Source organism: Corynebacterium sp. HMSC072G08 (genome assembly GCF_001809185.1).
Taxonomy (GTDB): domain Bacteria; phylum Actinomycetota; class Actinomycetes; order Mycobacteriales; family Mycobacteriaceae; genus Corynebacterium; species Corynebacterium phoceense.
In genome coordinates, this window is record NZ_KV796398.1 from 1 (window position 1) to 18,433 (window position 18,433).

At 65.0% G+C, this 18,433-nt stretch carries 15 protein-coding genes and 1 pseudogene; 7 read left to right on the forward strand and 9 right to left on the reverse strand.

The genetic code is table 11. The features are described from left to right. A partial coding sequence (gene zupT / locus HMPREF2559_RS02130; protein ID WP_070539426.1) for a zinc transporter ZupT occupies positions 1-779 on the reverse strand: 779 nt, incomplete at its 3' end. Positions 780-829: 50 nt separating this feature from the next. Between zupT and HMPREF2559_RS02135 the strand changes: the two genes are divergently transcribed. Continuing rightward, positions 830-1,879 carry a hypothetical protein gene (locus HMPREF2559_RS02135; RefSeq protein WP_066509607.1) on the forward strand — a complete coding sequence of 350 codons (1,050 nt, stop codon included), beginning with the start codon at positions 830-832 and terminating at the stop codon, positions 1,877-1,879. Positions 1,880-1,899: 20 nt separating this feature from the next. Continuing rightward, positions 1,900-2,973 carry a lipoate--protein ligase family protein gene (locus HMPREF2559_RS02140; RefSeq protein WP_066488667.1) on the forward strand — a complete coding sequence of 358 codons (1,074 nt, stop codon included), beginning with the start codon at positions 1,900-1,902 and terminating at the stop codon, positions 2,971-2,973. A gap of 195 nt (positions 2,974-3,168) precedes the next feature. On the opposite strand, the gene pcp is transcribed toward HMPREF2559_RS02140, so the two are convergent. Together pcp and HMPREF2559_RS02150 are read right to left on the reverse strand one after the other, a co-directional pair. Continuing rightward, positions 3,169-3,774 carry a pyroglutamyl-peptidase I gene (gene pcp, locus HMPREF2559_RS02145; protein ID WP_066488662.1) on the reverse strand — a complete coding sequence of 202 codons (606 nt, stop codon included), beginning with the start codon at positions 3,772-3,774 and terminating at the stop codon, positions 3,169-3,171. Positions 3,775-3,783: 9 nt separating this feature from the next. Next, complete coding sequence (locus HMPREF2559_RS02150; RefSeq protein WP_066488658.1) at positions 3,784-5,121, reverse strand: hypothetical protein; 1,338 nt, start codon at positions 5,119-5,121, stop codon at positions 3,784-3,786. Between the two features lie 420 nt (positions 5,122-5,541). Here HMPREF2559_RS02150 and HMPREF2559_RS02155 point away from each other — a divergent pair, with 420 nt between their 5' ends. Beyond that, positions 5,542-6,315 carry a GNAT family N-acetyltransferase gene (locus tag HMPREF2559_RS02155; RefSeq protein WP_066509604.1) on the forward strand — a complete coding sequence of 258 codons (774 nt, stop codon included), beginning with the start codon at positions 5,542-5,544 and terminating at the stop codon, positions 6,313-6,315. Here the strand turns inward: HMPREF2559_RS02155 and HMPREF2559_RS02160 are convergent. Beyond that, positions 6,312-7,226, reverse strand: coding sequence for a cation diffusion facilitator family transporter (locus tag HMPREF2559_RS02160; RefSeq protein ID WP_066509603.1), 915 nt, complete (start codon positions 7,224-7,226; stop codon positions 6,312-6,314). The genes HMPREF2559_RS02155 and HMPREF2559_RS02160 overlap by 4 nt on opposite strands. Before the next feature lie 225 nt (positions 7,227-7,451). Beyond that, entirely contained in the window at positions 7,452-8,333 is an 882-nt protein-coding gene (locus HMPREF2559_RS02165; protein ID WP_066488645.1) for a D-arabinono-1,4-lactone oxidase, read from the reverse strand. A gap of 131 nt (positions 8,334-8,464) precedes the next feature. Here HMPREF2559_RS02165 and HMPREF2559_RS02170 point away from each other — a divergent pair, with 131 nt between their 5' ends. Then, positions 8,465-10,042 carry a succinic semialdehyde dehydrogenase gene (locus tag HMPREF2559_RS02170; protein WP_066488638.1) on the forward strand — a complete coding sequence of 526 codons (1,578 nt, stop codon included), beginning with the start codon at positions 8,465-8,467 and terminating at the stop codon, positions 10,040-10,042. 153 nt (positions 10,043-10,195) lie between these two features. Here HMPREF2559_RS02170 and ychF read toward each other — a convergent pair whose 3' ends face one another. Continuing rightward, positions 10,196-11,281, reverse strand: a complete 1,086-nt coding sequence (gene ychF / locus HMPREF2559_RS02175; protein WP_066488637.1) for a redox-regulated ATPase YchF — start codon at positions 11,279-11,281, stop codon at positions 10,196-10,198. Positions 11,282-11,328: 47 nt separating this feature from the next. On the opposite strand from ychF, the gene HMPREF2559_RS02180 reads away from it, so the two are divergent. Beyond that, on the forward strand, positions 11,329-12,801 hold the full coding sequence (locus HMPREF2559_RS02180) for an AI-2E family transporter (protein WP_066488636.1): 1,473 nt from the start codon (positions 11,329-11,331) through the stop codon (positions 12,799-12,801). A 37-nt stretch (positions 12,802-12,838) separates the two neighbouring features. Next, entirely contained in the window at positions 12,839-13,951 is a 1,113-nt protein-coding gene (locus HMPREF2559_RS02185) for a DNA recombination protein RmuC (RefSeq protein WP_066488626.1), read from the forward strand. Here the strand turns inward: HMPREF2559_RS02185 and HMPREF2559_RS02190 are convergent. Next, positions 13,948-15,162 carry an MFS transporter gene (locus HMPREF2559_RS02190; RefSeq protein WP_168162228.1) on the reverse strand — a complete coding sequence of 405 codons (1,215 nt, stop codon included), beginning with the start codon at positions 15,160-15,162 and terminating at the stop codon, positions 13,948-13,950. The two genes, HMPREF2559_RS02185 and HMPREF2559_RS02190, sit on opposite strands and share 4 nt — an antisense overlap. Before the next feature lie 505 nt (positions 15,163-15,667). Between HMPREF2559_RS02190 and HMPREF2559_RS02195 the strand changes: the two genes are divergently transcribed. Next, positions 15,668-16,660, forward strand: coding sequence for a DUF6542 domain-containing protein (locus HMPREF2559_RS02195; RefSeq protein ID WP_141629167.1), 993 nt, complete (start codon positions 15,668-15,670; stop codon positions 16,658-16,660). Positions 16,661-16,744: 84 nt separating this feature from the next. Here the strand turns inward: HMPREF2559_RS02195 and HMPREF2559_RS02200 are convergent. Continuing rightward, positions 16,745-17,277 (reverse strand): annotated as a pseudogene (locus HMPREF2559_RS02200) (type 1 glutamine amidotransferase domain-containing protein). Positions 17,278-17,418: 141 nt separating this feature from the next. Beyond that, a complete protein-coding gene (locus tag HMPREF2559_RS02205; protein ID WP_066491269.1) occupies positions 17,419-18,375 on the reverse strand; it encodes a 4-hydroxy-3-methylbut-2-enyl diphosphate reductase in 957 nt (318 codons plus the stop codon). Between the last annotated feature and the right edge of the window lie 58 nt (positions 18,376-18,433).

An 18,433-nucleotide genomic window follows, 5' to 3' on the forward strand; every position in this document is an offset into this window, starting at 1 on the left:
AAGCGTGGCGCATCCACCGCTTGATTCCGCCCCATGCCCGCGATGAGGCCGTAGATGGCGTAGTGGTGCTCGCCGGTTTCCTCTGCGGTAGGCAGCAGCTCATCCAAGGAAATGAACACCATGATGCCGGCAATGACGCCGAAAGCCACGCCCATCGTCGTATCGCCGAGCACTGGCAAGAGCAGCACATAGCCCACGACGGCGCCCACTGGCTCCGCGAGGCCGGACAGCGTCGCCCACGCAAACGCCTTGCGCCGCGAGCCCATGGCCTGGCGCAGGGGCACGGCCACAGCGATACCCTCCGGAATATTGTGAATGGCGATAGCAAACGCGACCGGCAGCGCGATGCTCGCGTCCTCCAAGCCGGCGAGGAATGCCGCGAAGCCTTCCGGGAAATTGTGGAAGGCAAGCGCCGCGGCGGCGAACACGCCGGTCTTCATGAGCCGGGCGCGGCGGGCATCGTCAAGCATGGTGCCCGGCTCGTGCGGATTGATCTCTTCCGGCACAAGGCGGTCGATGACCGCAATGATGGCAATGCCCAGGAAGAACGCACCCACGCCCAGCCACGTGCCAGTGCGCTCCGAGTCGAAAGCCGTAATGAGCTTGTCCACGCCCTGCGGCAAAATCTCCACAAAGGAGACGTAGAGCATGACGCCGGCGGACAGGCCAAGGGCCCCCGCCATGAATTTCGGCCCCGGGTTGCGGTGGCCCACGGCGATGGCGGCGCCGATAGACGTGGATAAGCCCGCAAGCAACGTCAGAGCAAGGGCAAACAACATGGCTTTAGAGTCTACGATGGAGGAGTCCACTTACCAACGCGAGGAGCGCCATGCAGCACTATCCCTTGGCCCGCAACTACTGCGGCGTGGAACACGCAGCGGTCCTCGAGCACATCGTCGCCTCCACCGCGCTAAAAATTCCGCACCTGGCCGACGGCCCGACGCTCATCGACGTCACCCTCGAGACCAATAATCTCACCCGCGGCTGGAATATCCGCTGCCCACTGGGCTACCTGGGTGCCCTCGACGCCGAGGAATCCCAGGATTTCCCGGACCTCGAACAGCTGCGCACCATGCACGTCACCACCACAGCGACGGTCGAAATCGTCGACGGCATGCTCGACATCGCGGTCAACCTCGGCCTCGGCCCCTGGCAGGTGCCACGCAATAACGCGGGCGGCCCCGTCCTCGCCCCGGGGATGGGCGTGCTGCTTGCCACGGAAACCACACATGACGTTTCCGCGGAGCAGCTCACGCAGATGGACACGTGTTCCTTCTTTGTTTCCCTCACGCTCATGGGCGAGACGTTCGTCGCCTCCGCCGAAGACTGCGTGCTGGGCACGGCACCGGCGCCGGCGCATGTCGCCAACCTCCTGCGTCACGCGGTCGAGGGCGGCCAGACGCTCTTCGCGCGTGCCTATGCCGCAGACGGACTCATCGCGGTCGACGTGCCCGAGCCCGGCTCGGCGGAGTTCTTCGAGCCGCCCGTTCCGGCACTCGCGCCCCGCGCGCGCATCATCCCGGAGCCACCCGCAGCAGACGGCACCTGGCAAGCGCTCATCCAGCCTGCCGATGCCGCCTCCCCCGTCCCCCAGGGCACCCGGCCGTTCCCTCAGATCACCCACCCCACATCGGCGTCGACAGCACCGCTCGATACTGCGGCGATGACGGAGCACGCGCGCGCCCGCGGTGTCGATGTCGCCGTCCTCGCTGGGGTCGTCGCGGGGCTGGGCGGCGAACCCGACCTCACGTGGCGCCCATTGCCGCTGCCCCAGGCCGCTGGGCGCTACTCTTCGGAGTCCGCGCGTGTGTCGGCGCGGCGGAAAGCCTCGGGTAAGGCGAAGCGGCATCGGAAGCCCGGCCGCGGCCGAAAAGATTAAACACGAGTACGCTCTTGTTTATGACTGAAGCGAATAAGCACTTTGAACTCAAAGTCCCGGGCGGCAAACTCATCGTCGTCGATATCACGGTCGACGAGGCCGGCGCCATCACCGCGACGCAGGTCGCGGGCGATTTCTTCCTTGAGCCCGAGGACGCCTACGAGGCGCTCGCGCCGGCGCTCGTGGGCACGCACCGCGGCGAGGCGACCGCGGATATTCAGGGCCGTCTCGACGCCGCCTTGGCGCGCATTGAGGAGCCGGTGGCCCTGCACGGGTTTAGCACGCACGATCTTGCGGTGACGGTGCAGCGCGCGCTGTCCGACGGCACGGATTTCACGGACCACGAGTGGGAAATCCTGCAGCCGGGCGTGCTGCCCACGCCGGTCAACGTCGCGCTCGACGAGCTGTTGCTCGACCAGGTGGCCACCGGCCAGCGCGGCCCGACGCTGCGCTTCTGGGAGTGGGACGACCGCGCCGTCGTGTTCGGCAGCTACCAGTCCTACTCCAATGAGCTCGACCAGGCGGGCGTGGACAAGCACGGGATTACGCCGGTGCGTCGCATGTCCGGCGGCGGTGCGATGTTCATGGAGGGCGGCAACTGCATCACGTACTCCATCTACGCTCCCGAGTCTCTCGTCGCGGGCTACTCGTATGAGGATTCTTACGCCTATCTCGATCAGTGGGTCCTCGCGGCGCTGGCCAAGCATGGCGTCAACGCGTGGTACGTGCCCATCAATGACATCACCTCGGACGGCGGCAAGATCGGCGGCGCGGCCCAGAAGCGTCGCCGCGGCGCGGTGCTTCACCACACGACGATGAGCTACGACATTGACGCGGACAAGATGATGGACGTCTTGCGCATCGGCAAGGTGAAGGTCGCGTCCAAGGGCCTGGCGTCGGCGAAGAAGCGCGTTGACCCGCTGCGCCGCCAGACCGGCGTGCCGCGCGAGGAGATCATCGCGACGATGGCCCAGGAATTCGCCACCCGCTACGGCGCACGTCCTACGGAACTCACAGAGGCCGATCTCGCGGCGGCACGTGATCTCGTCGACACGAAGTATGCGACCGAGGCGTGGACCAAGCGCCTGCCCTAACCCGCGCTGGCGCCCCGTAAAAATCCCTCCAGGACATATAAGGCCCCTGATCCGCGCCGCGGATGCCCCTTATATGTCCTGAAGTGCTATCAGCGGGAGCGAGTCAGAGCTAGTCGACTGTCGCGCCGAGGAACGCGGCAAAGGCCGGGGCAAGGTGTAGCGGGCTGAGCTTGGGTGCGGCGACGATGCGGGCCATTAGTGCGTCGCTCCCTCCGCCGACACGAGATCGCCGTCCGGATGGGCGACGATGGCTTCGATGGCGGCGACGAGCCCGCGCGTGATGTCCGCGACGGGCAGCGACGGCTCGCCTTGTTCCGGCGCGTAGGGCACGTGGATGAATCCGGCGCGGGTCGCGGTGCCGGCGGTCGCGTGCAGCATGCGGTACATGAGGTGGTTGCACACGAAGGTGCCCGCGGTATTCGACAGCGCTGCGGGCAAGCCAGCGTCGCGAATGGCGGCGACCATGGCTTTGACCGGAAGCGTCGCGAAATATGCTGCGGGTCCATTCTCGACGATGGGCGTGCCCGTGGGCTGGTTACCCGCGTTGTCTGGAATCGACGCGTCGTCGATATTGATAGCCACGCGCTCCGGCGTGAGCTGGGCGCGGCCTCCGGCCTGGCCGACACAGAGGACGGCATCGGCACGCTTGAGGTCTGGTAATGGGGCACCGAAGCGAGTAGGGACGGTAAAACGCACGACATCCGCCCCGGCAATGCGGGACGGAAGTTCGGCCACGGCGAGCTGCGCGGGGTTGACGCGCTGCCCGCCGAAGGGATCGAAGGCGGTGACGACTATTCGCATGCCCTCATTTTAGAAGGTGCCCTTCAGCTCCTTGCCGGTATCCGACAGGGTGGCGCCGCGGGAGTCGACGTTCTGGTCGTTGTACTCGGAATCGTCGCCGTCGATGCGGGAGATCTGGGTGACCTCGATGTAGTTGTGGAGACGGCCCTCAGAGGTGTTGCCGTCGCCGAAGTCGAGGTTGGCCACGCGGACGGAGTCGCCGGCGTTAATCGGGTTAGCCAGCGTGACCTCGAAGGAACGAGTGGAGGTCTTCTCATCGAAGCCCAGGTCGCGAATGTGCGCGCCGTTGGAGGAACGCGGGGTGATAAGGCGGTCAACGCCCTCCGGGCCCTCGGCGGTCTTAACATCCACGCGGAACTGGGTTGCCGGGAACTCGCCGTAGTAACGGTCGGTGCCGACATTCTTCAGGCGCAGCGCGACGGTGCCTGCGAAGCCGTCGGACTTCGCACCGGACGTCGTGAAGTACGGCTGGAGGTCGAGCTTGTGCTGCTCCTCGGCCTGCTTCTTATCAGCCTCTTCCTCGGCCTTGCCCTCGGCCTCGGTGGCGACCTCGCCCTCAACCGGGACCTCGTTGTTCTTCACGACCTCAGCGTCGGCCTCCGGGTCCTTGGCTTCTTCCTCAACGACCGGGGTGGTGTTCTGCGCGTCCTTGTTCGGGGCGTAGGAATCCGCGATGTCGTCGTAGAGCTTGACGCGGACCTCGTTCTTCACAGGCTGCAGCGCGGACCAGAAGGTCGGGGTGGACCAGGTGCCGTTGGGCTTGCAGTACTGCTGCGTTCCGGTCATGTCGAGAACGCGGAAGCCGTAGGTGGCCTCACCGGTGTGGTTCGGCGGAACGTCGTACGGGCCGATGGACTGGCCAGCCTCCCAGGACAGGGAGTAGGACGCGGACGCACCGAGCGACTTGGCGATGGAGAAAGAAACGCCCGCGGTCGTGCCATCCTGGGTGTGGCTACCGTTGATGGAGGTCGTCTGGGTGCGGTCGCCGTTGACGGAAACCTGAATGGACTGCGACTTGGACAAGTTCTGCTGGAGCGGAATGTCCTTCTCCGTCTGGTTCGTGGTGGAGATGGTGCCCACCGGCATGAACGTGTCAGTCACCTTGTAGACCACGGTGCGGGTGTCTTCCCACGGGTTGCAGATGGGGCGCGCGTTGAGCACGTTCGCCTTGATGTGGTCCGAGCCATGGCTGGTGTGGACGATGGGGAGCTTGGCGTTGACAGCCGGGGTCTCCGGGTAGGACTCGGTCTGGGTTGCAGCACCAGCGAGCGGGGCGACGAGCGCTCCGGAGAGCGTGGCGCCGGCCACAGCGGCAGCAGCGGCGGTGGCAAGACGGCGAAGCTTCATGCAGTTCTCCTCGAGAGTGTACGGATGTGGGTGCACCGCTCGAACGCGGCGGCGCGACGTGACCTAGGTTAAGGTTCCCCTCACCCGCCTGCAACAGGATAAGTATATATATGACATGCACATCATTTTTCTCTCCCCACAGGGCAGAGACACGGGATAACGGGCGAAACATTCGAGAATCCACACGGCTACCCCAAAAGTTTCTCCCGTAAACTAAAGATGTAGTGACAAATATTCCTCTTAGGAAACACTCTTACCCCCATGCGGGGGCGAGTCGCGCGCACCGCCACACATGGGGCTCAAAATGTGAGTCACCTTACTTGTAGCCTGGGTGGCTATGAACGTAACTTTTATGAGGAACCGGCCGAGTTTCGTGCGGCCGCTAGCGAGTATCTGAAGGAGCATCTGCGCGAGACAAGCGTGCTTGCCACCCAAGCGAATAAGCCGAAGCTCGAGGACCAGCCGTATTGGTTCGCGACGATTACTGACGGCGACGACATCGTAGGCGTGGCGATGCGCACAAAGCCGACGCCGCCCCACCCCGCCTATGTCCAGAAGCTTCGCCCCGCGGCGCTTGCCGCGTTGCAGGACGCGCTGTCCGAGCGGGGTGAGAAGCTGCCGGGGTGCATCGGCCACTTTGAGACAGCCAAGGCGCTCGCCGGCCCCGGCGCGCGGCTGGAGATGCATTCGCGCCTGCACTTTTTCGACGAGGTGGTCTGGCCCGCGTGCCCGGCGGGCGAACTGCGTGCGGCGACTCCGGACGACGTGGACCTCATCGTCGACTGGCGCCGGCAATTCGTACACGACTCAGAAGAACAGGCGGGGCGTAAGCCATGTGAGAAGCGGTATGCCGCTTTCTTCAACGCGGCGGACGTGGCGGAGCGTCTCGCGCGCGGCGGTCATTGGCTGTGGGAGGTCGACGGGCAGCCAGTCCACTACACGGCCGTGAACGACACAGGCCTGGGTCTCAAGCGCATTGGGCCGGTGTTTACGCCCGCGGCCGAGCGCGGACAAGGCTACGCGGCGTGGGTCGTGGCAACGCTCACGCAGGACATCCTCGACGACGGCGAGGTCGCGACGCTCTATACGGACCGAGCAAATCCCGTCTCGAACCGCGTGTATGAACGGATTGGCTACCAGTCCGTGGGCGACGAGGGCGAGTTTTACGCCGCGGGTTGTAGCGCGGCGAGCTAGCGCATGTGGAGCATGCGGCGGTGCTCGACGCCGGCAGGCTCCAAGTGGATGAAGACCTCTGCGCCTGGGAAGAGACCGTCCACGTCGTCTTCGAGGGCATCGGCAGCTTGGTGGGAGGCGAGGACGGTCCACGTGGGGTCGACGTCGGCGGTGAGATAGATGAAGCGCTGGCGGCCGAAGGCCACGGTGCGGCGTTGGGTAATCGTGAGGCCATGAGCGGGGGCAACGCGCGCGAGGAGCTCGTCGAGGGCGGCGTTTTCCTCGACGGGCAGGGATTCAGAGAGCAGGCCCGAAAGGGAGTCGCGCAGGAGCTGGTACCCGGTCCACATGATGTTGATACCCACGGCGAGCGCGATGACGGGGTCGAGCCAGAGCCAACCGGTGAGCCACACGGCAGCGATGCCCACGAGGACGCCGACGGAAGTCCACACGTCGGTAAGCAGGTGTTTGCCGTCCGCATCGAGGGTCGCGGAGCGATAAGTCTTACCGGCGCGCAGGAGCGCCAGGCCGACCACGAGGTTGAGCACGGAAGCGGCGGTGGACAAAAGAAGGCCCAGGCCAGGTTGCTCGAGCGGCTGAAGATGAATGAGGCGGTTGGCGGCGGACCAGAGAATCATGCCGGCGGCAACAAAGATGAGCGCGCCTTCAAGCAGCGCGGAGACATACTCGGCCTTGCCGTGGCCGAAATGGTGGTCCTTGTCCGCGGGCTTGACGGCGACGCGCAGCGCAATGAAGCCTGCGATGGCTGCGACGAGGTTGACGATGGATTCGAGGGCATCGGAAAGAAAACCCACGGAACCGGTGAGCCACGCGGCAAGGGTCTTCAGCAGGATCGTCGCGACGGCGGCGGCGATAGACAGCTTCATAAACCGCTCGAGGGCGGTTTGTTCGGAACGATCAACGGCGGACATAGTAACGAGTCCCTTCGGTTCAGCCGGGTAGGAAACGGACGGTGAATACCGAAGGTCTCGTTCACCAGGTGGAACCTGGCTGGGTGGCCGGGCGCGCGGCGCCAGTATGTCGACCAGCCAGCGCCGACCCTGTTAAACCCCAGGTGCCGACGCGGAACTACTCCCCTTCTGCACAGCCATAAAACCAGCCGTGCGCTGGGGTGTCAATTGAGACCGAAAGTTCAATTAGCCGAAGAGTTTCTTCAAATAATTTGAGCCGAAGCGCCACTGCGGATCCATCTGTTCGCGCAGCGCACAGAACTCGTCGAAGCGCGGATAAAGCTCTGCTAGGTCCGCGCGGCCAAGGGTGTGCATCTTGCCCCAGTGCGGGCGCCCGCCGGCGACGCGCAGGAGCGGTTCGATCTCGGCGAAGATGGGCTGCGGTTCCACGAACTGCGGCACGTGCGTGGCGATGTACATGGACTCGCGGCCGGTAGACGTGGACAGCGCAACGTCGTCCGCGGCCGTGGTGCGCAGCTCGAGCGGGAAGCCGATGCGCCAGCCGCGGCGGTCGATTAGCGATCGGATCTCGCGGACGACCGCGGGGCCGTCAGCCAGCGGCACGGCGTACTCCATCTCGTGGAAGCGCACGCGACGCGGCGAGACGAACACGCCGTGGTTCGTGCCGCGGTAGCGGTTGTGCGAGAGCGCTGCGGTCGCGATGCGGTTGGCGTAAGGGATCGACGCGGGCACGGCGCGCCCGACCGCCAGGGCCGCAGCGAAGGCGCCGTTGCCCACGAGTTCCTCGTCGAGGAATTCCTTCCGCTTCGGACGCGGGCCCACCTCGTGCGCGGCATCGGGCGCTAGGCGCGTATTGCGCTTGATCTGCGCGCGGTCGGTATGCGGGAACCAAAAGCACTCAAAGTGATCCGCACTGCGGGCGTGGGTCTCCCAGTTCTCAAGGATCTCGTCGATGTCGCCGCCGACTTCCTCCGCGACGAGGTCGAAGGACAGCGCATTACGCAGGGCCTCGACACTGCGCAGCGACTTGGAGGCCACGCGAATGGGCAGCCCGCCGGCGCGGGCGACCATGGCGCGTGCGTTGTTTTCAAAGGCGTCGACGTCCACCGCGCCCAGCGGCGCGACGCTCGTCCCCGCGCCGCTGGTCCACGGCCGCGCGCAGCGCTTGTGTGAACCGCATCTCAGTGACTGTCATAGTGCAAGGATAGTCACACTAGTAATCGCTAGTATGGGAATTTATGAAAACCTTTCGCTCGCCCTCGCTTCCCGCTGAACTCGCCGCTCGCCTGCGCTCGATCCTCGACTCCGCACCGGCTGGCGACGTGCGCGGCACCGGCCCCGCGCACATCGCGGTAGCCCCCTGGACCGGCGAGGAACTCTTTACTTTCCCCACCGCGACCACACCCGACGTCGAGGCCGCAGTCACGGACGCCCGCGCCGCACAAAAGGTCTGGGGCAACACGAGCTTCGCCGAGCGCCGCCGCGTGTTCTTCCGCCTCCACGAGGCTTTGCGCGAAAACGAGGACACCGTCCTTGACCTCATCCAGGCCGAAAACGGCAAGGCCCGCGCCCACGCCTATGACGAGGTCATGGACCTCTACAATTGCGCGCGCTTCTATGGTCAGCGCGCCGCCCACGCCTTGCGCGACGAGCGCCACCGCGGCGCCTTGCCTGTGCTCACCACGACGCGCACGCAGTATTACCCGCTCGGCGTCGTTGGGCTCATTTCCCCGTGGAATTATCCGCTCTCCCTCGGCGTCGGCGACGTCCTCGCCGCGCTCGCCGCGGGTAACGCCGTGGTTCACAAGCCGGACTCTCAGACCACGCTCACGGCCATCTACCTGCGCCGCCTCGCCATCGCCGCGGGCCTGCCCGCGGGTGCGTGGCAACTCGTGCCGGGCCGCGGCGCCGAGGTCGGCGACGCGCTCGTGCCTCTCGTGGACGGCCTCTCCTTTACCGGCTCGACGAAGGTGGGCAAGCAGCTCGCCGCCCAGGCTGCAGAGCGCCTCATTCCCGCCATACTCGAGCTGGGCGGTAAGAATCCCGCGCTCGTGCTTGCCGATGCCCCCGCTTCCTCCACCGCCCCTGCCCTCGTCCGCACGGCTTTTTCCTCCTCAGGACAGCTGTGTATGTCTGCCGAGCGCGCCTACGTCCATGCCGATGTCTACGACGAGCTCGTCGCCGAACTGCAGCAAGCGCTCGACCGCGAGGTGCTCGGTGCGTCGTTCACTGACGCGGCGACCATCGGCACGCTCACCTCGGCAAGGCAGCTCGAGACTGTCCAACGCCACGTCGACGACGCGGTATCCAAGGGCGCAACTGTCGTGTACGGCGGCAAGGCCCGCCCGGAGCTCGGTCCGTTCTTCTTCGAGCCGACCATCCTCGAGGGTGTCACGGAAGACATGGAGTGCTACGCTGCCGAGACCTTCGGCCCCGTGCTTTCCCTCTATAAGGTGAACTCGGACGAGGAGGCCATCGCACGCGCCAACGACACGTCGTATGGCTTGGCGGCCTCCGTGTGGTCCGGATCCGAGCGCCACGCCTGGAACGTGGCCAGCCGGGTGGAAGCCGGCATGGTCAATATCAACGAAGGCTTCGCGGCGGCCTACGGCTCCATCGCCGCGCCGGGCGGCGGCGTCAAGGAATCCGGCCTCGGCCACCGCCACGGCGAGACCGGCCTACGCCTGTGGTCCAACGAGCGGACGGTCGCCGCGCAACGTCTCCACCCGCTCGCGCCCTCGACGCTCCTGCCGCCCGAGCGCTTCCGCACGCTCATTACGACGGGCATGCATGTGATGAAGACGTTGCGACTCTAAGCGGGATTTCACGACAACGAAGCCCTCCCGATCGCGCGATCTGGAGGGCTTCGTTGTCGTGAAAAGCCGGTGAGGCGTTGACGAGCTCCGACTCGTGGTCGCCACCGGTGAGCATAGTGTGCGAGCAGACTCGGGCTGTGGCGGTGGGTGAGTCTAGCCGCCGATCTTGAAGTCGCAGACGTCGCCGTCTTGCATGATGTAGTCCTTGCCTTCCTGGCGGACCTTGCCGTGAGCGCGGGCCTCGGCCATGGAGCCAGCCTCGTCGAGGTCGTCGAAGGAGACGATTTCCGCCTTGATGAACTTCTTCTCGAAGTCGGTGTGGATAACGCCAGCGGCCTGCGGGGCGGCGGAGCCCTTCTTAATCGTCCAGGCGCGCGCTTCCTTCTCACCGGCGGTGAGGTAGGTCTGCAGGCCAAGCGTCTCAAAACCAGCCTTGGCGAGCGTGGCCAGGCCTGGCTCGGTCTGACCCACGGACTCGAGGAGCTCCATGGCCTCATCCTCGGGCAGTTCGAGCAGCTCGGTCTCGGTCTGGGCGTCGAGGAAGACGCACTCCGCCGGGGCGACGAGCTCTGCGAGCTCGGCGCGCTTGGCGGCATCGGTAAGCACGGCCTCGTCCGAGTTGAAGACGTACAGGAAGGGCTTAGCAGTCATGAGATGGAGGTCGCGCAGCGGCGCGAGATCGAGCTCGCCGTTCTTCGCGGCGGCGAAGAGGGTGCGGTCATCCTCGAGGACGGCCTGAGCCTTCTTGGTCTCCTCGACTTCGACGGCCTTCTCCTTATCCTTGCGGGCTTCCTTCTCCAGGCGCGGCAGGGCCTTCTCGATGGTCTGCAGGTCAGCGAGGATGAGCTCGGTATTGATGATCGAGATATCGTGCGCCGGGTCGACCTTTCCGTCGACGTGGATGACATTGTCATCGGAGAACGCGCGAACGACCTGACAGATGGCGTCGGCTTCGCGGATATTGGCGAGGAAGGCGTTGCCCATGCCCTCGCCCTTGGAGGCGCCCTCGACGATGCCGGCGATATCCACGAAGGACACGGTCGCGGGCAAAATGCGCTCCGAGTTGAACATCTCAGCCAAGCGGTCGAGGCGCTTATCTGGCAGCTCCACGAGGCCGACGTTGGGCTCGATGGTGGCGAACGGGTAATTCGCGGCCAAGATATCGGAACGGGTCAGGGCGTTAAATAGCGTGGACTTGCCCACGTTGGGCAGGCCGACGATTCCAAGTGTAAGACTCACGGGGCCAATCCTAACGCACCGGAAAAAATTTAAGGCAAGATGGTGGGGTGAGTTTTGATCAGCCCGACGCGTCCCCGACAGACCCCAGCGCCCATCCCGAGGCCCTGGGGCTTTCCGCCAAGCCGAGTGAGGCTGCCGATGCCGCCCGCCTGAGCGGCGTCTCCCCGCACCCGCCGGGAGACCAAGTCGACCGCTCCGTTGTCGTGGCCGACATGGTGCGCAACGTCTCGATGTGGGCGCTGCGCCTGTTTATCATCGGCGCATTTATCTATGCGGCCGCGCGCATGCTGGGCAACTTCTGGCAGGGCGTCCTGCCGGTTCTGCTGGCGCTCATTATTTGTACGGTGCTCGCGCCGCTGTCGGGTGGGATGCGCAAGGTCGGGCTGCCCAGCGGGCTCGCCGCGTTCGCCTCCATCCTGCTGTTCTTTGGAATCGTGGGCGGCATCATCGCGTTTGTCGCGCCGAACTTCGCGCGGCAATCCCAGACGCTGTACTTACAGACCGTCGAGGGCATCCAGCGCCTGCAGCTGTGGGTCCAGGGTCCGCCGCTCGAGCTTGATAACGACGAGCTGGGCCGCTATATCGACGAGGCCGCCACATGGATTCAATCCCGCGCGGGTTCCATCGCGGGCAGCGTCTTCTCCGGCATCGGCACCGTGACCTCCATCGTGGTCACCCTCCTCGTCGTCCTCGTCCTTACTTTCTTCTTCCTCAAGGACGGCCACAAATTCTTGGGCTGGCTGCGCGAGGCCACCGGCCGCCGCGCGGGCTGGCACCTCACCGAGCTGCTTACCCGCGCCTGGAATACACTGGGCGGCTTCGTCCGCGCACAAGCGCTCGTCTCTGCCATCGACGCCGTCTTCATCGGTCTAGGACTTATCATCCTCAACGTGCCGCTCGCCATGGCGCTGGCGATTATCACGTTCTGCGCCGGCTTCATCCCCTTCGTCGGCGCCATCGTCGCCGGCGCGCTGTCCGTGACCATCACGCTCGTCTCCCTGGGACTCACCAAGGCCGTCATCGTGCTCATCATCGTCCTCGTCGTCCAGCAGCTCGAGGGCAATGTGTTGAGCCCCTGGCTCCAGGCCCGCGCCATGAACCTCCACCCCGTCGTCGTGCTCATCTCCGTCACCGTCGGCTCCGCGCTCTTTGGTCTCGTGGGCGCCTTCCTCGCCGTGCCCGTCGTCGCCGTGTTCGCGGTGTGCTGGCGCTACGTCCTTGAGGTCCTCAAGCTGCAGTCGGGCGAGATCCACGCCGAGGACATCCGCTTCGAGACCGTCGCAGGCGAGCTCATCGGTCGCTACACCGAAGACGAGGGCCGCTTGAAACGCGTCACCCTGCGCGACAACGAGTTCGCTGGCGAGGCCGCAGGTCGCGACGCTGCAGCTGATGGCACCGACCCCACCACCATGGACGTCGACGCCGCGCCACACCCGGCCGAGCGCCCGCGTATTCGTCCGCAGCTCGACAAGGCCCGCGACATTCTCGATAAAACTTTCGAAAAGTTCCGGCGTTCCTAAACGACCATGTCGACACCGTCTGGCAGGGTGGGGCTCCATGAGCTCCATCCTGTATTTGATTCTTGGCCTTGTTCTTGGCGCCGTGCTGGGCTGGCTCGCACACGCCTACCGCGTGGGCCAGTCCCCCGCGCCTGCTTTGCCTGCCGATGCCACCCGCGAACTCACCGCCGGAGTGCGCGAAGGCCTCGCAGATTCACTCGACCGCCAGGTCGTCCCGCTCGAGAAGGCCATGGATCGCCTAGGCCTCCAACTCCAGGAGCTCGAGGCTGGTCGCGCCGCCGAATTCGCGTCGCTCACCAGCCAGGTGCAGGCCATCACGCGTACCTCGGCGCGGCTCAATGACCGCACAGACAAACTCGTCACAGCGCTGCGCTCCCCCAACGTTCGCGGCCGGTGGGGCGAGATCCAACTCGAGCGCGTCGTAGAGCTCGGCGGCATGGTCAAGCACGTCGACTTCGACTCGCAGGTCACCGCCACCCTCGACGGCCAGCGCGTGCGCCCCGATCTCGTCATCCGCTTGGCCGGTGGGCGTCAGATCGTCCTTGATGCCAAGGTTCCTTTCAGCTCGTATCTTGACGCGCTCGAGGCCACAGACCCCGAGGAGCACGCCGCTTTCCTGCGCCGCCACGCCCATCTCATGCGCAGCCACGTCGCGGCGCTGTCCGGCCGCGAGTACATCGAGGCCTTCCAGCCCACGCCCGAGTTCGTGGTACTCTTCGTCCCCGCCGATCCTTTCCTCGACGCCGCGCTGAGCGTCGACCCGGACCTCCTCGAGTTCGCCTTCGAGCGCAATATCGTCATCGCAACCCCCACCACGCTCTTCGCCCTGCTGCGCACCGTCGCGCTGGGCTGGCGGCAGGAAGACATCTCGGACAAGGCGCGCGAGGTGCAGCGCCTAGGCCGCGAGCTCTACTCGCGCCTTAACACCATGGGCGAACACTTCAATAAGGTGGGTCGCGGCCTCGAGCGCGCCATCGACGCCTTCAACGCGACGCTCGGCTCCGTCGACTCCCGCGTCATGGTCACCGCCCGCAAGCTCGGCGAGATGGACATCCCGGCGCGCACGGACCGGCTCCCCACCGAACTCGAGCGCGTCGATACGTGGCCGCGTTACGCGCAGGAGCCTCTACCGGAGGAAGGCGGCTTTTAGGATGCACGCCGCGCAGCAGCACGACGCGCGACTGCGAGCTGCAGGCCTAAGGCAATGACCGCGCCTGCGGCAGGAATCCAGAAGGCAGCATAATGGCTGGCGGTAAACACGGGCATCATGACGACAGGAGCCAGCGCCGCGCCGAAGAAACGGAAGGCCAACACGGTCGACAGGAGTTCCGTGCCACCGGGCGAGCGCAGCACGAGCATGTTGATGATGATCTGTACCGCTTGCATGCCCACGAGCGCCAGCGCCCAGGCAACCGCAATGACGATCGGGTGCGAGGACAGTGGCACGCACAACAGTCCCGCGATGACGCTCCCCAGTCCCAGCGCGAGCGACCGGGACACGCCCAGGGCGTCGACCGCGCGACCAATGAAGCGGGAGAAAATAAATGCTGCCAAACCGCCGCACATCACGACGGCGCCGCGGCCGGCCGAGCCGAGATCAAAGCGCTCCGCAGCGAGCAAGGACACGGCAAACGGCATGCCCACCACACCGGCGCCCAGAATCAGGAAGGTGAGCATGTGGACGGACATATATCCCCATCGCACCCGCTCGTTGTCACCAGCCACCCGGCGCGGCGCGGGCGTGAGCATGGGCACCCGTACCAAGAAGATGAAGACCACGGAGGCGATAACGACCAGATAGGTCAGCCGCCAAGAAATGAGCGCGGCGGCACCGGCCAGCAGCGGAGCCGAGAACACGCCCAACGATTGCATCGCAGTAAACGTCCCCAACGCGGTGCCCAGCTCATGGTCAGGAGTAATCCGTTTCACAATGCCTTGCAGAACTGGAGTCGTGAAGGCATTGGCAATCGCCATGATGACGAAGATCGTGAGGAATATCCACCATGTAGGCGCCAGCATCAGACCTACGGCGCCCGCACAAATAACAGCGAATGCGACAAGCACGACCTTGGACGGTGAAGACCCGCGCACCAGTCGGCCAGAAAACAACATCGCAACCGCAAACGGAAAGGTGTACGCCGTAATGGTCAGCGCGGCGAGGGAGACTGAAATCCCAAACGAACGCGAAAACTCCGGCAAGACGACGGAAATAGACTGGCCGACAAAGGGACCCACAAATCCGCCTAGGTGAATAGCCGCGCGCTGCCACCGTGTTCCGCTGGGATCAGCAACCTCGTCGCCCGCAGCACGGTGGGCCGAACCGGAAGCGCCCTCCCCTCGGTGCGATGTCGAATTGGTCATGCACGCACTGTAACGCATCGTTCATAACCTGCACCGAAGTTCGTAAAGCGAACGATTTTTACCCCCGTTCCCCACCGATGTTCTACATCTTTCCGTCGACAGACGGCGAAATCCGCATCCACGCCAACGGCCCGGACGTGTGGCTACACCGCAGCGACTATCTCAACGCCCGCGCCGGCACGATCCACTCGTTCTCCTTCCACGCACACAACACGCACATGCTCGGCATTCTCACGACACCTCTCTGTGAGAAACTCTTCGAGTATATGAACGCGCCCTCGGGTTTTCGCCGTACAAGAAGAAGGCACCGAGCCGTGGTTCCCAGCGGAAGGATTGTGGCACGGCGCAAGCCGAACTCGACCTCACCGTCGTGGGCCCGCCGCCACGGCACTAACCGACGACGGCCCGCGCGTCTCGTTTCGGGGTGACAACGCGGGCTCGATATGCGGAAACTCACCTCGCTCAATCCCTCTTTCTGGGTAAAGAAAAGGTAAAATTGCCGTTCGTGTCACATGCTAATGCCTCCACCGCCACCCGCCGTCCCTCCGGATACGCGCCGCGGTCCGGCATGCCAGTGTGGTCCGGGCCGGCGATTATCGCTGGCGGGCTCCTTCTTGGCCTCATTATTACGGTCGCCATGAGCGGCTTTAGCTGGGCCTTTACAGCATGCTTCGCACTCGGCGTCCTCGCGGCCGTCCTCGTGGTCAACCCACGCGGCTTGCTCATTACGGTCTTGTCTATCCCCGTGATCTTCGCGGTCATGGTGTTGCTCACCGGCTGGCTGACTGCGTATAGAAGCAGCGATACTGCCTCGTTGTTCTCGCGTACCACGCTGTTTACTGGCGCCTATCCTTTCGTTGAACGTTTTCCCGCGCTGCTCATCCTTGTCCTAGCCGGGGCTCTTATCGCCGTCGTGCGCCTGTGGCTCGCTGGTCGCAACGCCTCGTCAACCCGCGAGTCTGAGGCTGCTACCCGCCGCGCCACCGCGGAGGCCGAGCGCCGCAATCGTGTCGCAAGCACCCGCGCCCGCCAGCGCTCCGGCACGCTCACGGTGGCGGAGCTCAAAGCCCGCAATCAATCGGAGACCGCCTCCACCCGTCGCGTTCGCACCGGCGAGCGGGACCGCGACGCGCGCCGCCGCGAACAGGCCGCGGAGCGCGCCGCCCGAGAACGCATCGAGCAGGGACTCCCGGCGCGCGATGCTCTCGAGCGCGAGCAGGCTGAGCGCGTCGCCCGTGCGCGTGCCCGCCGCGAGGCCCGCGAACGCGAGCTCGCTGAGGCTCAGGCCGCAGCCGAGGCTCAGGCTGCGAAGACGTCTACGTCGAAAGAGGACGCTCCGGTGCGCCCCGATCCGAATCGCCGTGCAGGCGACGGCACCGCCACGTTCCCTGCGCAATCGGCCCCGGCTACCGATGCCCCCTCAGATTCACCCGCAGCCTCCAAGCGTCCCGCGCGCCGCGCCAGCCGCCTCGACGAGGACCTCTACGGCGAGGACTAAACGCCACCGCGCAGACAGAACAATCCCCGGGCGCGACGCCCAATTCATGCAAGCGTCGTACCGGGGGACTTCTGTAAGAACGTCTTAGTGCTTGCCCTCAGCAAACTCTTCGACGATCTTCGCGTTGAAGGCGGGCAGGTCGTCCGGCGTACGAGAGGACACAAGGCCCTCATCAACGTGGACTTCCTCGTCGACCCAGGTCGCACCCGCGTTGCGCAGGTCCGTCTTGAGCGACGGGAACGACGTCAGCGTACGGCCCTTGAGCACGTCCGCGTCGGTAAGAATCCAGCCGCCGTGGCAGATAACGCCCAGCGGGCGGCCTGCCTCGACGTGCTTCTTCACGATCTCCACGGCTGCCTCATCGAGACGCAGCGCATCCGCATTGCCGGTGCCGCCGGGCAGCACGATGCCATCAAACGCTCGCCACGGGCCTCAGCCGTCGTGGCGTCTACGTCGATGGAGGTACCCTTTTTGCCGCTAATCTGGCCCTTCTCCGGGGCAAGAATCTTCACGGTCGCTCCCGCCTCGCGCACGGCGTCCGCCGGCGAGGTGAGCTCGGAATCCTCAAAATCGTTCGTCGCGATAAAGGCAATTGTCTTTGTGGACAGATCCGTCATTGTCTAACTCCTTCATGACTATCGAATGCTTACGAGGATCCACCGTAACCGCCCTCTGCGAGCTCTGCAGAGCTCCTGCGTACAGCGCCGCATACACAAAAATCCCCGGTCCGCACGGACCGGGGACGCAACGCGAAAGACTTACTTCACGCGTGCTGGCCGCAAGTCACGCGGCAAGGCAAAAGTAATGGTCTCGGTGCTCGTGGTCACCTGCTCGACGTCGCTGTAGCCGCGCTCGTCGAGGAATTCGAGGACCTCGCGCACGAGCAGCTCCGGCACGGAGGCGCCACAGGTAACGCCCACGGTGGTCACGCCGTCGAGCCACTCCTCCTGGATCTCCTTGGCGAAGTCCACGAGGTGGGCATCCTTGGAGCCAGCTTCGAGCGCGACCTCAACGAGGCGCACGGAGTTCGAAGAGTTCTTGGAGCCCACCACGATCATAAGGTCGCACTTCGGCGCGATGGCCTTGACGGAACCTTGGCGGTTCTGCGTGGCGTAGCAAATATCGTCTGACGGCGGGTTCTCCAGGTGTGGGAAGCGCTCGCGCAGGGCGTTGACGATGACCATGGTCTCGTCGACAGACAGCGTGGTCTGGGACAGCCAAATAAGCTTTTCGTCCTGTAGCCAGTCCGGCAGAGCCGCGACACCGTCGAGGCCGTCGACGAGGTGAGTAACCTCCGGCGCCTCACCTGCGGTGCCCTCGACCTCTTCGTGCCCCTCGTGGCCGACGAGGAGGATGTGGTAACCGTCGCGGTGGAAGCGCTGGGCTTCCTTGTGCACCTTCGTCACAAGCGGGCATGTGGCATCGAGCGTGATCTGGTTGCGGTTCTTCGCCTCGGCGCGCACGGTGGGCGCAATGCCATGGGCGGAGAAAACAAGGTGGGCGCCCTCGGGGGCCTCGGAAGCCTCGTCGACGAAGATGACGCCGCGCTCGGCCAAAGACTCGACGACGTAACGGTTGTGAACAATCTGCTTGCGCACGTAAATGGGGGCGCCGTACTTCTCCAGCGCCTTTTCTACCGTCTCGACTGCGCGATCCACGCCAGCGCAGTAGCCGCGCGGCGCCGCCAGGAGAACATTCTTGCCAGCTTCACTCATAAAGCCCAGAGTACCGACGATCGGACAAAAACAATAGACTGGGTGAACACGCCTGTAA

Bases quoted from the DNA above. Each gene is read 5' to 3' on its own strand.
- HMPREF2559_RS02160 (WP_066509603.1), bottom strand. From the start codon at position 7,226: ATGTCCGCCGTTGATCGTTCCGAACAAACCGCCCTCGAGCGGTTTATG.
- HMPREF2559_RS02140 (WP_066488667.1), top strand. From the start codon at position 1,900: ATGACTGAAGCGAATAAGCACTTTGAACTCAAAGTCCCGGGCGGCAAA.
- HMPREF2559_RS02205 (WP_066491269.1), bottom strand. From the start codon at position 18,375: ATGAGTGAAGCTGGCAAGAATGTTCTCCTGGCGGCGCCGCGCGGCTAC.
- HMPREF2559_RS02135 (WP_066509607.1), top strand. From the start codon at position 830: ATGCAGCACTATCCCTTGGCCCGCAACTACTGCGGCGTGGAACACGCA.
- HMPREF2559_RS02185 (WP_066488626.1), top strand. From the start codon at position 12,839: ATGAGCTCCATCCTGTATTTGATTCTTGGCCTTGTTCTTGGCGCCGTG.
- HMPREF2559_RS02170 (WP_066488638.1), top strand. From the start codon at position 8,465: ATGAAAACCTTTCGCTCGCCCTCGCTTCCCGCTGAACTCGCCGCTCGC.
- HMPREF2559_RS02190 (WP_168162228.1), bottom strand. From the start codon at position 15,162: ATGACCAATTCGACATCGCACCGAGGGGAGGGCGCTTCCGGTTCGGCC.
- HMPREF2559_RS02150 (WP_066488658.1), bottom strand. From the start codon at position 5,121: ATGAAGCTTCGCCGTCTTGCCACCGCCGCTGCTGCCGCTGTGGCCGGC.
- pcp (WP_066488662.1), bottom strand. From the start codon at position 3,774: ATGCGAATAGTCGTCACCGCCTTCGATCCCTTCGGCGGGCAGCGCGTC.